The organism is Salipiger sp. ABN3_019, from assembly GCF_056158605.1.
Genome location: NZ_JBSWTP010000009.1, coordinates 2,305,147 through 2,317,299, shown reverse-complemented (window position 1 = coordinate 2,317,299; position 12,153 = coordinate 2,305,147). Strand labels below are relative to the sequence as shown.

The 12,153-nt window shown below is 65.7% G+C and carries 18 protein-coding genes; 5 read left to right on the top strand and 13 right to left on the bottom strand.

Going from position 1 to position 12,153, the window contains the following annotated elements; all coding sequences use genetic code 11:
• Positions 1–32 precede the first annotated feature (32 nt).
• From soxA to ACXAD2_RS19405, 6 genes are all read right to left on the bottom strand, one after another.
• On the bottom strand, positions 33–887 hold the full coding sequence (gene soxA / locus ACXAD2_RS19430) for a sulfur oxidation c-type cytochrome SoxA (RefSeq protein WP_475173286.1): 855 nt from the start codon (positions 885–887) through the stop codon (positions 33–35).
• Between the two features lie 164 nt (positions 888–1,051).
• The gene (gene soxZ / locus ACXAD2_RS19425) at positions 1,052–1,381 is read right to left on the bottom strand and encodes a thiosulfate oxidation carrier complex protein SoxZ (RefSeq protein WP_475173278.1); all 330 of its coding nucleotides are present in this window, start codon (positions 1,379–1,381) and stop codon (positions 1,052–1,054) included.
• A gap of 15 nt (positions 1,382–1,396) precedes the next feature.
• Positions 1,397–1,813, bottom strand: a complete 417-nt coding sequence (gene soxY, locus ACXAD2_RS19420; protein ID WP_475173271.1) for a thiosulfate oxidation carrier protein SoxY — start codon at positions 1,811–1,813, stop codon at positions 1,397–1,399.
• 13 nt (positions 1,814–1,826) lie between these two features.
• Entirely contained in the window at positions 1,827–2,306 is a 480-nt protein-coding gene (gene soxX, locus ACXAD2_RS19415) for a sulfur oxidation c-type cytochrome SoxX (protein ID WP_475173263.1), read from the bottom strand.
• Positions 2,307–2,474: 168 nt separating this feature from the next.
• A complete protein-coding gene (locus ACXAD2_RS19410) occupies positions 2,475–3,065 on the bottom strand; it encodes a thioredoxin family protein (RefSeq protein ID WP_475173259.1) in 591 nt (196 codons plus the stop codon).
• 50 nt (positions 3,066–3,115) lie between these two features.
• The gene (locus tag ACXAD2_RS19405) at positions 3,116–3,850 is read right to left on the bottom strand and encodes a cytochrome c biogenesis CcdA family protein (protein ID WP_475173254.1); all 735 of its coding nucleotides are present in this window, start codon (positions 3,848–3,850) and stop codon (positions 3,116–3,118) included.
• Positions 3,851–3,903: 53 nt separating this feature from the next.
• On the opposite strand from ACXAD2_RS19405, the gene ACXAD2_RS19400 reads away from it, so the two are divergent.
• From ACXAD2_RS19400 to ACXAD2_RS19385, 4 genes are all read left to right on the top strand, one after another.
• The gene (locus ACXAD2_RS19400; protein WP_475173249.1) at positions 3,904–4,296 is read left to right on the top strand and encodes a thioredoxin domain-containing protein; all 393 of its coding nucleotides are present in this window, start codon (positions 3,904–3,906) and stop codon (positions 4,294–4,296) included.
• 44 nt (positions 4,297–4,340) lie between these two features.
• Positions 4,341–4,649, top strand: coding sequence for an ArsR/SmtB family transcription factor (locus tag ACXAD2_RS19395; protein WP_475173242.1), 309 nt, complete (start codon positions 4,341–4,343; stop codon positions 4,647–4,649).
• A gap of 42 nt (positions 4,650–4,691) precedes the next feature.
• Positions 4,692–5,729 carry a YeeE/YedE family protein gene (locus tag ACXAD2_RS19390; RefSeq protein ID WP_475173237.1) on the top strand — a complete coding sequence of 346 codons (1,038 nt, stop codon included), beginning with the start codon at positions 4,692–4,694 and terminating at the stop codon, positions 5,727–5,729.
• Positions 5,730–5,898: 169 nt separating this feature from the next.
• On the top strand, positions 5,899–6,855 hold the full coding sequence (locus ACXAD2_RS19385; protein ID WP_475173235.1) for an MBL fold metallo-hydrolase: 957 nt from the start codon (positions 5,899–5,901) through the stop codon (positions 6,853–6,855).
• A 103-nt stretch (positions 6,856–6,958) separates the two neighbouring features.
• Here ACXAD2_RS19385 and ACXAD2_RS19380 read toward each other — a convergent pair whose 3' ends face one another.
• The 4 genes from ACXAD2_RS19380 to hpt all read right to left on the bottom strand — a co-directional run bounded on the left by ACXAD2_RS19380 (position 6,959) and on the right by hpt (position 9,307).
• Positions 6,959–7,855, bottom strand: coding sequence for a c-type cytochrome (locus tag ACXAD2_RS19380; protein WP_475173232.1), 897 nt, complete (start codon positions 7,853–7,855; stop codon positions 6,959–6,961).
• A 3-nt stretch (positions 7,856–7,858) separates the two neighbouring features.
• A complete protein-coding gene (locus ACXAD2_RS19375) occupies positions 7,859–8,317 on the bottom strand; it encodes a c-type cytochrome (protein WP_475173228.1) in 459 nt (152 codons plus the stop codon).
• A gap of 241 nt (positions 8,318–8,558) precedes the next feature.
• On the bottom strand, positions 8,559–8,744 hold the full coding sequence (locus ACXAD2_RS19370; protein WP_475173223.1) for a hypothetical protein: 186 nt from the start codon (positions 8,742–8,744) through the stop codon (positions 8,559–8,561).
• Positions 8,741–9,307, bottom strand: coding sequence for a hypoxanthine phosphoribosyltransferase (gene hpt, locus ACXAD2_RS19365; protein ID WP_475173220.1), 567 nt, complete (start codon positions 9,305–9,307; stop codon positions 8,741–8,743). Before hpt ends, ACXAD2_RS19370 begins: the two co-directional genes overlap by 4 nt.
• 70 nt (positions 9,308–9,377) lie before the next feature.
• Here hpt and ACXAD2_RS19360 point away from each other — a divergent pair, with 70 nt between their 5' ends.
• A complete protein-coding gene (locus tag ACXAD2_RS19360; protein WP_475173215.1) occupies positions 9,378–9,824 on the top strand; it encodes a type II toxin-antitoxin system RatA family toxin in 447 nt (148 codons plus the stop codon).
• 28 nt (positions 9,825–9,852) lie between these two features.
• Here the strand turns inward: ACXAD2_RS19360 and ACXAD2_RS19355 are convergent, their stop codons facing one another.
• The 3 genes from ACXAD2_RS19355 to ACXAD2_RS19345 are packed head-to-tail and all read right to left on the bottom strand — an operon-like array spanning position 9,853 to position 11,998.
• Entirely contained in the window at positions 9,853–10,326 is a 474-nt protein-coding gene (locus ACXAD2_RS19355; protein ID WP_475173210.1) for a CinA family protein, read from the bottom strand.
• Positions 10,327–10,334: 8 nt separating this feature from the next.
• Positions 10,335–10,820: a phosphatidylglycerophosphatase A family protein gene (locus ACXAD2_RS19350; protein ID WP_475173206.1), complete on the bottom strand. Its 486-nt coding sequence runs from the start codon at positions 10,818–10,820 to the stop codon at positions 10,335–10,337.
• Positions 10,817–11,998: a bifunctional 2-C-methyl-D-erythritol 4-phosphate cytidylyltransferase/2-C-methyl-D-erythritol 2,4-cyclodiphosphate synthase gene (locus ACXAD2_RS19345; RefSeq protein WP_475173199.1), complete on the bottom strand. Its 1,182-nt coding sequence runs from the start codon at positions 11,996–11,998 to the stop codon at positions 10,817–10,819. Before ACXAD2_RS19345 ends, ACXAD2_RS19350 begins: the two co-directional genes overlap by 4 nt.
• Positions 11,999–12,153: the final 155 nt, after the last annotated feature.

Below are 12,153 nucleotides of genomic sequence, written 5' to 3'. Positions count from 1 at the left end.
ACCCCGCGCGAGCCTGTCGCGCGGGGCAGGGATCAGTTGCGGACCGACGGGCCTTCGACCGACAGGCCATTGCCGCGCGAGGCGACATACAGCTCGAGAGCCACGAACTCGGGGCTGCCGGGGGCATAGGTTTCCGCGCGGGTGTCGCGCACACAGCCCTTGAAGCGCGAATGCACCCCGTTGAGCTGCGCGTTCTTCAGCCGGTACGCCGGGAAGGCGTTGATCTGGCCCTGGCTGAGATGGTCGGCGCGGATGTAATTGCCGTAGTTCTGCTCGTGGCAGTTGGCGCAGCTCAGCTCCAGCTGGCCGGTGCGGGTGTAGTAGAGCTCTTTGCCAAGCTCCCAGGCGCTTTCGGCGGGGCCGTCGGTCGCCACGTTGACCGGCATCCCGCGCGAGACGGAGGACAGCAGCGCCTCCATGTTGATCGCGTCCTTGGCGTCGTATTTCCACGCCTCGGCGCCCATACGCTCGGTGCGGCAGCCGTTGACCTGCATCTGCAGCGTGCGCACCTCTTCGGTCTCGTCGTTCCACTTGGGATAGGTCGCCTTGACGCCAGCCATATCCTCGGGCTCGCCGTGGCAGGAGGCGCAGCTCTTGCCTTCGCTGCCTTCGACCATCGCCCATTGCTCGCGCGCGTCGTCGACGAAGATCATGCCGGGATTGTCGAAATCATCCATCTCGAGCGCCTGTGTCTCGTCCGAGCGGAAGTGCCAGCCCGACATCACCTCGTCCATCCGGTCCGAGATGAACTCGGGCGCCGGGGCCTTGGTGGTCATCTCGATCTCGCCGTTGATGACAAGCTCGTCGTCATCGGGCCCGCCGGCCTGCACCACCAGCGGTGCCGCCAGCAGGGCGAGCGCGGTCAGCGCGGTCACCTTGCGTAACATCGTGTCTCCTCCCTCAAGTTGGCCTGTCCCTGTAGGGACGAAATTTGCCTGTCCCCGTAGGGACGGAATTTGCCTGTCCCCGTGGGGACGGAATTGGCCTGTCCCCGTGGGGACGGCACGGCGTCGGGCGGCTCCGGCTCCTCCTCGGGGCCGCCCGATGCGGGTCATTCGATGGCGATCGCCTTGCTCTCGGTGTAGGTCGAGCCGTCGTCGTCGAGCCATGTGAAGGTGAACTCGCCAGCCTCGGGCACGGTGGCCTCGAACTCGAAGTAGGGGTTGGTCGAGATCGCCGGTTCCATCGTCACGTCGATGACGTTCTGGCCGTTGAAATCGCAGGTGAAGCGATTGATGATCGAGCGCGGGATGATGTTGCCGTCGCTGTCCTTGCGCTGGCCGCTTTCCATCGGGTGGCTGATCAGCACCTTGATGGTGATCGCCTCGCCCGCCGCTGCGGACTTCGGCACTTTGACGCGGGGTCTGACTCCGGATGCCATAATTCTTGCTCCTCCTTATCCGCCGCAGCCGCCGATGGTGACCTTCACGGTCTTGGCGGCGCGGGCAAAGCTTCCATCCTCCATTTTCGCGATGGCGATCACGTCCTGCGTGCCGGCAAGCCGGATGCGGGTGGAGGCCATGCGCGAGGCCGCGAGCGGGCCGAAGGCGAAGGTGGCGACGGCGGGCGTCGGGTTGCCGGCCGCCAGCACGAGGATCTCGGACGCGCCGGGAGCATCGACGTTGATCGGCACGGTGTTGCCGTTCTCTGCGATTTCAGGCGCGGTGAGATCGATGCCGCTGTCGGCCATGTCGGCGCCACCGGTGAACTCGGCGATCATGTCGTCGACCGAGGCGTTGGCGCGGTAGGGCAGAACGCTCAGCGCCAGCGCGCCGAGGGCAAGGCCCAGAGTGTCTCTTCGTGTCAGCTGCATGCTGTCTCCTCTCTCAGCTGTCCTGCAGGGTCATCAGGAAGGCCACCACGTCCTCGATCTCCTGTGCGGACAGGATCGGGGGCAGGTCACCCTGTGCAGCCTTGCCGGTGTAGCCGTCGCCGGGCCGGATGAAGCCACTGCTTTTGTAGAATGCGGGCATAACCGTGCCCTCGAACATCTTCTTGGCGTTCGCCACGATGCCGCGCAGCTCCGCCTCGGAGCGGTAGCCGCCGACACCGTCGAGCATCGGGCCGACCTCGCCGTGGAACGGCGCGTCCTTGAGCGCGGTGATCTCGTGGCAGGCGACGCAATTGCCCTTCGACCGTGTGGTCATGACCACAGCCCCGTTTGCCGGGTCTCCGGGGGTGCCGGTCAGCGAGCTTTCAATCTCGCCGTAGTCTGTGAAACTCACGTCAGCGGGGGCCGTGGGGTCTGCCAGTGCGGCAGATGCAACTATCCCGATGACGGACGCGAGTGCGACCGTGGTTTTCATATCTCCTCCCCTTCCAATTTCTGAATGCTACGGCACCGGGGCCGCAATACGCAACAACAAATTCATAGGCGTGAATTTTAAGATGTGATTAAGCGTCAATTGACTCGCACCCGCCGCAGCGCAGCAAAATCAGGTGCTTGGACGAAGCGTTGCACTAGGATTCTGCGTCTAGTCAAAGGTTTGCGGGCGCCGCTCTTCGATCATCCGGGCGTGGTATTTCTGGAAGGGCTCGTCGCCGTCATAACCTTTCTCCAGCACCCATGTGAGCAGATCGCCCGTGGTCCCCGCAGAGAAGGCACCGGGCAGCGTGGCGACCGCGGCTTCGTTCGCCGGGGTGCCCTCGACCTCTTCGGGCAGGAACATCAGCGTCGGCGTGAAAAGCAGGCTCCAGCGCCGCACCATGTCTTTCTCGGGCAGGGTGGTGCCGTCGAAATCGGTCACTTCGACGTCGCCGAACATGTTGATCTGGATGACGAAGTACTCCTCGCTCAGCATTCGTTCGATCATGGGCTGCGGAAACACCTCGGCGTGCATCTTGGTGCAATAGATGCAGCCGCGCTGCTCGACGAGAATCATCAGCCGCTTGCCTTCGGCATTGGCCTCGGCAAGATCGTCGGACAGATCCTTGAAGGTGTCATGCATCCAAGGCGCCTTATGCAGCCCGTCGTCGCCAAGTTCGGCTGCGAGGCCGGGCAGGGCGCCCCCGCGGGCCAGCAGCGCGGCGGTCATGAGCGCGGGTAGGGATCGTGGTCGTCTCATCGGTCTCCTCCTTCCGATATAGCGATGTGGGCCCCGGGGGCAGCGGCTTTTCAGCCGATGCTGGTGAACCAGGGAATATGTTCGATCATCCAAGCGGCGATGAGGTTGAGGCTGCCCGAGGCGATCAGCACGCCGAACAGGATCAGCAGCAGGCCCATCGCCTTTTCGACGCGGCCAAGGTGGCGCCGGAACCGCGCCATGAAACGCAGGAACGGCCCGATGAAGGCCGCCGCCAGCACGAAGGGCAGGGTCATCCCGGCGCCATAGGTGAGCAGCAGCAGAGCGCCGTGTTGAGCGGTGTCCTGCCCGGCGGCGGTGAACAGGATCGCCGCCAGCACCGGGCCAACGCAGGGTGTCCAGCCAAAGGCGAAGGCGAGGCCGATCACGAAAGCTCCGAAGAGCCCGGTGGCGTTCTGCGCGTCGGCCCGCACCTGACGGTAGAGAAAGCCGATCTTCAGCACGCCAAGAAAATGCAGCCCCATCAGTATGATGATCCCCGCAGCGATCCAGCGCAGCACGCCGAACCACTCGCGCACCAACTGCCCAAAGAGCGTGGCCGTGGCACCAAGGCCGACAAAAACCGTGATCACCCCCAGCGCAAAGAACAGCGCGCCGGTGATCGCCCGCCGCCGCAGCCCCTCGGGCACATGTCCGGTCTCTGCCACCACATGCACGCCCTGTCCGGCGAGATAGGACAGGTAGAAGGGCACCATCGGCAGGATGCAGGGGGACAGGAAAGACAGCAGCCCGGCCACAAAAGCGCCCAGAAATGTGACATCGAACATTTGGCTGCACCCCTCCCAAAGTACATATTCGCATATGACGTTACGTATGTGATATGCTGCCCGTCAATCATGCTGGAAAGGTTTTGATGCGCTCTCTCGTGATCCTCGCTCTTTTGCTGCTGCCAATGCGCCTCTCTGCCGAGACGCTGCTGATGATGGTGTGGCAGGATGGATGCGCCTATTGCGAGGCGTGGGAGGCGCAGATTGGCCCGATCTACCCGAAAACGCAGGAAGCTCGGATCGCGCCGCTGGCCCGCGTCGAGTTTCGCGCGATCCCGGATGACGTTGCGCTCAAACGGCCGGTGGTCTTCACCCCGACCTTCGTCTTGCTGCGCGACGGGATGGAAACTGGGCGAATCGAAGGCTATCCTGGCGAAGACTTTTTCTGGGCCCTTCTGGGCCGCCTCCTAGAGGACCTCCCATCCTCCCCGACGATAGACGGATGACGCCGATGCCGAATGAAGCCCGCCTCCCGGTTTTTGAGGACGGCATGAGCGAGCCGGAAATGGACCGGTTCATGGAAAAGGCCGAAGCGGCCTCGAACCTTCTCAAGGCGATGAGCCACGGGGGGCGGATGATGATCCTGTGTCATCTGGCCTCGGGCGAGAAATCGGTGACAGAGCTCGAAGACCTGCTCTCCGCCCGCCAGTCGGCGGTGTCGCAGCAGCTGTCGCGGCTGCGGCTCGAGGGGCTTGTCACGCCGCGCCGGGAGGGCAAGACGATCTACTACTCCTTGACGGACGATCGGCCGAAGAAGATCATGGAGGTCATATACGACCTGTTCTGTCGAGAGGAGTGACCGGGGGCGCCAGCCGCCGGTCGGAAGGGAGCGGCGGAGGGCATGTTCGACTTTGGTGATGGCGCTGCGATTGCGGCGCTAGCTGGCCTGTTTGGGGGAACCGTCCTTGGGCTCGCGGCCCGGCTGGGGCGGTTCTGCACCCTCGGCGCGATCGAGGACGCGCTCTATTCCTCGGACAGTCGGCGCCTGCGCATGTGGGGCGTGGCCATCGGCACGGCCATCCTTTGCGCGCATGTGGCGCTGGCGGCAGGCTGGATCGATCCTGCGCAAACCTTCTTTCTGTCACGCCAATGGTCCTTGCCCGCGACGGTGATCGGCGGGCTGGTCTTCGGCTACGGCATGGCGCTCTCGGGCAACTGCGGCTACGGCGCGCTGGCCCGGCTGGGCGGCGGCGATCTGCGCTCGCTGGTCATCGTCGTGGTGATGGGGCTCACCGCCTATATCACCATCTCCGGGCCGCTGGCCTTCCTGCGCGTCGCGGTCTTTCCCGAGTATCCGCCCGAAGGCCCGCAGGCGCTGTTCCAACTGACTGGCGCGCCGCTGCTGACCGGGGGGCTGGTCGGCGGCGCCGTGATCGCCGCGGCGCTCAGCGGCGGTGGCATGACCCGCGCGCCGCGGTTTATCGGCTGGGGCGTGCTGGTCGGCCTTGCGATCACCTCCGGCTGGCTCGGCACGCAATGGGCCGCCACCGCAAGCTTTGGCGGGCTGCGCGTCGAGAGCCACTCCTTCGCCCGACCCTTGGGCGAGAGCCTGCTGTGGCTGATGACCGCTTCGGCGGCGGCGCCGGGCTTTGCCGTGGGTTCGGTCACCGGAGTGCTGCTCGGCGCTTTCCTCGGCTCGTGGCGCAAGGGCCACTTTCGCTGGGAGGCCTGCGAGGACCCGCGCGAGCTCAGGCGGCAGATCCTTGGCGCGGCACTGATGGGGCCGGGCGCGGTTCTGGCGGCGGGCTGCAGCGTCGGGCAGGGGCTCAGCGCCTTTTCCCTGCTCACCTTCAGCGCGCCGGTGGCGCTGCTGTCGATCTTCGTCGGGGCGGCCTTCGGGCTGCGGCAACTCATCGTCGGATTCGCACCCGCTGAGTGAGCGGGCGGGCTGTCCCTCGGGCGCGGCGATCCGTGGCAGGCGCTGCGACATGCGTATTTTTAAAGAGAAGAAGCTGCGGGCGCTGTGCTTTTGGGCCCGATGAAAGTCTTCTCTTCACGCGCGGGCAGTCGAACCATAGAATGCGAATATGTGAATTGGAGGAGATCACATGTTCCGCTCACCAGCCCGCCCCATCTCGTCGCCTCATAGGCTGTCAAACGCCCTGTCGCGCAGACAGTTGCTGCGCGGCGCCGCCGCCGGCAGCCTCGCGCCTTTGCTGCCGCGCCGGCTCGTCGCCGAAACCGCCATAGGATCGGCCCGGCTGACCACGGTGAGCGATGGCACTCTCGTGCTGCCGGGGTCGTTCCTTTTTGCCGGGATGCCCGAGGAGGACCTGGCGCAGATCCTCGCGGCGCATCAGGTCGATCCGGCGCGGGTGACGCCCGAATGCAATGTCACCCTCTGGCAGGACGAGACGCAGACCGTGCTTTTTGACGTCGGGTCCGGGTCCACCTTCATGGAGAGCGCGGGCCTTCTGCTGGACAGTCTCGACGCGGCGGGTGTGGCGCCGGAAGAGGTGACCGCCGTCGTCTTCACCCACGCCCATCCGGATCACCTCTGGGGGCTGCTCGACGATTTCGACGATCTGGTGTTCCCGCAGGCGCGCTACCTCATGGGGCAGAAGGAATGGGACTATTGGTGGGACCCCGAGACCGCGCGCACCATCGGCACCGCGCGGCAGGCCTTCGCCGTCGGCGCCCGGCGCCGCATGGAAATGATCGAGGACCGTATCGAGCGCTTCGGTGACGGCGAGGAAATCCTGCCCGGCGTGGCTGCCATGCTGACGCCGGGCCACACGCCGGGTCATATGAGCTTTGAGCTAAGATCGGGCAGCGAGGCGGCGATGGTCATCGGCGATGCCATCGGCAATGATCACGTCGCCTTTGCGCGGCCCGGCTGGGAGGCCAATTCCGATCAGGATCCAGCGCGCGGCGCGCAGACCCGCAGTGCGCTCATGGACCGGCTGGCGCAGGAGCAGATGCTGCTGATCGGCTTTCACCTGTCGCAGGGCGGCATGGGGCGCGCCGAGAAAACGCAGGACGGCTACCGCTTCATCCCCGCCTGACGCCGGGGAGAAAAAGCGCGCCGCCCCCCGCTTCTTCTCTTTCCAAATACGCATGGCGCCGCGCCCCACGCAGGGCGCCGCGCCGCAGAAGAGGGCCAAAAGCTCACTCCATCGCGCCGCCCTCCGGCAGCGCCTTCACATAGGCCGCCACCGCCGCACGGTCTTCGGCGGGCAGCTTGGCGAAGTTCTCCACCACCGCGACCATATGGCCGCCAGCGCTGTCGTAATCGGGGGTGAAGCCGGTCTCGAGGTAATAGGCGATGGCCGCGGCATCCCAGCTCAGCTTGTCCGGCGTCAGCGCGGGGATAGAGCCCTCGCCCGAGGGGTTCGGTGCGCCGGTCAGCCAAGCCTCGCGCTGCAGCCCGCCAAAGCCGTCGCGCGGCGTGTGGCATTCGCCGCAATGGGCCAGCGCCTCGACCAGATAGCGCCCGCGCGCAAGCTCCTCGGTCCCCGCATCGGCCATCACCCACGAAGGATCGAGGTAAAGCTGCTTCCACAGGCCAAGGCCGCGCCGGATGTTGAAGGGAAACCCCACCTCATGCGGCTGGCTCGGCTCCTGCGCAGCGGGCAGGGATTGGATGTAGCTCCAGAGGTCCGCCACGTCCTGCGGCTGCATGCGGATGTAGGCGCCATAGGGAAAGGCGGGGTAATAATGCTGCCCCTCTGGCGAGACGCCGCGCAGCAACGCGTTGGCAAAGTCGTGCAGCGACCACGCGCCGATGCCCTGCACCGGGTCGGGCGAGATGTTCGGCGCGATGAACGTGCCGAAGTCTGACGCGAAACGCTGGCCGCCCGCCAGAACGAGTTCGTCCTCGCTCTCGGGCGCATGGTGGCACGAGGCGCAGCCCGCGGCGGTGAAGATACTCTCGCCGCGCGCGGGGTCACCGGCGGCGTCACCGGAAAATTCGCTCTCGGGCAGGATGTCGGGGGCGCTGATCAGCCAGAGGGCTCCGGCGGCGACCAGCACTGCCAGAGCCAAAAAGCCCAGAAGGCGTCGCATGGCTTACTCGGGCGCGCGGTAAGTGTCGTGGCACGCCTTACAGGCGCCGCCGAGTTGCCCCATCGCCGGGCCGAGCGCCTCCTGACCTGTCGCCGCGACCTGCTGCATATTGGCGGCAGCCTCGCCGAAGCCGCTCCACTTGCTGGCGAAATCGTCCCAACTGTCCCAGATTTCCGCTTTGGCGCGGGTGCCGTCGATGTCCATCTCCGAGGTGCCCTCAGCGAAGAGCGGTGCCTGATGGATCATCGACACGCCGACCAGCGAGTCGGCGGCCTTCTGCGCGGCATCGGCGTCATATTCCGACTTGCCCTGCGCCATGTCGCCAAGGATGCCGAGGTTGATCGCCATGATCCGGAACTGGCCCTGACGTGCCTTGACCGGCGCGGGCAGATCCTGCGCGGTGGCGGCGGCGGCGCTGCCCAAAGTGGCGAGCGCGGCGAGGGCGGCAATCGTGAATTTCATTGGAGACTCCCTTTTCTCCCGAAAGCGGGCTTTTAAAAAATCGCTTGCGGGTGGAAGCCTAGCGGAGCGCCGGATCTGATCAAGCCTCGTCAGATCGACGGGGGCTGCGGGATGGGCGGAGTGACTTTCCTTTTGGGGGTGTGGTGCGCGGGCATTTTAATGCGCATAGATAATAGGTTATGAGGATAACTTCGTGCGTTGCAGTAGCGTGCTTTACCTTAGGTAACTTTATCGCGCGCTGTTACTGGCTGACCCGCAAGGGCGCCCGCATCCGCTCGGCGGTCAATGCGTCGGGCCAGCCGATCCACCGCTCCACGGCGTAAAGCGCAAGACAGGCGGCGAGCACGGCAAGCACCAGCTTCACCCGTTTCGGCGAGGGTGGATGGCGCAGCCAGCGCGCCATCCGCAAGAGCCACATCTGGTTCATGCGCCGCTTGTATCCGCGTCGCCGTCTTCGGGGAAACGCACCTTACCGATGAACGGAAGGTTCCTATTCCTTTGCGCGAAGTCGATGCCGTAACCCACGATAAACTCGTCAGGAATCTCAAATCCGATCCAATCGGCGGTCAGCTGCACCTCGCGCCGTGCGGGCTTGTCGAGCAGCGCGATGGTGCGCAGCTTGCGCGGCTTGCGGCTTTGCATCAGCTGGATCACATGGCTGAGCGTAAAGCCGGTGTCGACGATATCCTCGACCACCAGAACGTCACGCCCCTCGATCGGCGAGCGCAGGTCCTTGAGGATGCGCACCTCGCGGCTCAATTCCATGCCGTCGCCGTAAGAGGAGGCTTCGAGGAAATCCACTTCCACAGCCAGATCAAGCTCGCGCACCAGATCGGCGATGAACACGAAGCTGCCGCGCAGCAGGCCCACGACCACCAGCTTTTCGGTGTCGGAAAATTCGGCTTCGATTTCGCGTGCCAGATCTTCGATCCGCGCCGCGATGGTCTTGGCCGAAATCATCTGGTCTACGACATATGGCTTCTCTGCCATGGTTCTCCCCTTGAAAATCCGCGCGCAGCATAGGAAATGTGCGGACATTGTCACGCGATAAAGGGGCGACATGCCGACCCACTCCGAGACGAAGCGCCTGCCGTACACGGCGCAGCAGATGTATGACCTCGTGGCGGATGTCGCGAACTATCCGAAGTTTCTGCCTTGGACGGCAGCGGCGCGGATCCGTTCGCGCGACGATATGGGTGATCATGAGGTGATGCTGGCCGATCTGGTGATCAGCTTCAAAGTGTTCCGTGAACGCTTTGGCAGCCGTGTAACGCTCTGGCCCGAGGACAAGAAGATCGACACCGAGTATCTCGATGGTCCGTTCAAGCACATGATCTCGAAATGGCATTTCGAGGACGCGCCCGAGGGCGGCGTCGACGTGCATTTCTTCGTGGATTTCGAGTTCAAGAACCGGTTGCTGCAGAGCGCCGCCGGGATGTTCTTCTACGAGGCGATGCAGCGCATCGTGCGTGCCTTCGAGCGGCGGGCGGCAGAGCTTTACGGCTGAGCCGCTCGGCGATCAGGGCGTGCGCGTTTCAGGGCAGGGCGTCCAGCAGCAGTTGCAGCGCGTGGCGCGTGGCAGCTGCGCGCACGCCCGCGCGGCCAAGCGCGCCGAACTCCACCGTCTCGGTGCTGACACCGCCCGCGCTGGCAAGGCCAAAGCAGACGCGGCCCTCGGGCTTATGCTCGGACCCGCCGGGGCCCGCGATGCCCGAGATCGCCACCGCCCAATCGGCACCTGCGGCGCTGCGCGCGCCTTTCGCCATTTCGGCAGCAACCTCTTCGGAGACGGCCCCATGCGCCTCGAGCGTGGCCGCCTGAACGCCCAGCATGTCCTGCTTTGCGGCGTTGGAATAGGTCACGAATCCCCGGTCGAAGATGTTCGACGAGCCCGCGATATCGGTGATCGCCGCAGCGACCATGCCGCCGGTGCAGCTTTCGGCGGCGGTGACGCGCTGGCCGGCGGCCATGGCGTGGGCGAGGATGTCTTTGGACAGGTCTTCGTTCATGGCAGGCCTCACATCAAAAAGCCGTGCGCGATGCCGGCGAGGATGATGGTGACGATGGCGGCGAAGATCCCGGCGATCACATCGTCGAGCATAACGCCCATGGCGTCGCCGCGACGATCGGCCCAGCCCACCAGCGAGGGCTTCCAGATGTCGAACAGGCGGAACAGGAAAAACGCCGAGACCCAGCCCGGCCAGAGCCGCCAGAACTCCGCGCCCATCATCATCGCGCCATAGGCGACGGGATAGAGCGCGATCCACTGGCCGACCACCTCGTCGATGACGATCCACGACGGATCCTCATCCCCGCCGCCTGCGGTCAGCTTTTGCGTGGCGATATAGCCCAGCACGAAGGCCAGCACGGTGGCGGCGAGCAGCAGCCAGAAGCCGCCCAGCACCAGCAGCAGATAGGCGGCGGGCAGGGCGGCAAGCGAGCCCCAAGTGCCCGGCGCGGGGCGCAGCAGCCCGGTGTAGAAGAAGGTTGCGATCAGTCTCATGGCTTCACCAGCGTAGCGGTTGCAATGGCGGCGATGCCTTCCTCGCGGCCGGTGAAGCCCAGCCGTTCGGAGGTGGTCGCCTTGACCGAGACGCGGTCCTGCGAAAGCTCCATGATCCGGCCCATCTCGGCCGTCATGGCGGCGGCATGGGGGCCGATCTTGGGGCGCTCGCAGATCAGCGTCAGGTCGATGTTGGAGATTGTGTAGCCCTTGGCGCGCGCCAGATCGACCGCATGGCGCAGGAAAATCTCTGACGCGGCGCCTTTCCACTGCGGATCGCTGGGCGGGAAGTGGCGCCCGATGTCGCCCTCGGCGAGCGCGCCGTAAAGCGCATCGGTGACCGCATGCATGCCGACGTCGGCGTCGGAATGACCCTGCAGGCCGCGCCCATGTGGCACTTTCACACCGCAGAGCACCACGTGGTCTCCCTCGCCGAAACGGTGCACGTCGTAGCCATTGCCGAGGCGGATATCCATGGCGGTCTCCTGCTTGAGGGGGTCGTTGGCGCTGTCCGTGGCGGACAGCAGATAGGTTTCGGCCCGGGCGAAATCCTCGGGGCCGGTGATCTTGAGGTTGCGCTCTTCGCCGGGAACGATGCGGACCGCCAGCCCGGCGGCGCGCGCCACCTCGACGTCATCGGCGGCACCGCCGGGATGCGCCGCATGGGCGGCGCGGATGGCGGCATAGTGAAAGCCCTGCGGGGTCTGCGCGCGGAAAAGGCCGCTGCGGTCCTGCGTGCCGGTGACTTCGCCGCCCGCGCCGGTCCAGAGCGCATCGGTGACCGGCAGCGCGGGCGCGGCGCCCGGCGCGCTGTCGAGCGCGGCCAGCACGGCGTCGATGATCTGCGGCGAGACGCAGGGGCGGGCGACATCATGGATCAGCACCTTGCGCGGCGGGGCGGCGGCCAGCGCCTCGAGCCCGGCGCGCACAGAGCCCGCGCGGTCTGCAGCGCCGCTCACCAATGTGACCGGCAGGCCTTCGCAGACCGACTCGGCCCGCGCGCGGTCATCGGGGTGCACCACGAGCACAATCGGGCAGCGCGCGGCAAAGGCCTCGAGCGTCCAGCGCGCAACCGGGCGCGCCGCTATGTCGCGCCACTGCTTGGGCAGCCCGCCACCGGCGCGGGTGCCGCGCCCTGCGGCGACGATGATTGCGGCTGTTTCCGCGGCTGTTTCCATGGTGTTGACCTCCGGCGTCCCTCTCTAGGCGCTGGCGCAGGGCGGTGCAATCTCCGGCGGCGGGGTGATTATTTTTTGGGCACTACCGCCTTGCGTGCGCAGCTAATGTCCCCAAATGATTGAACACGCGGCGGAGGCACGTTAACTCCCAAGCA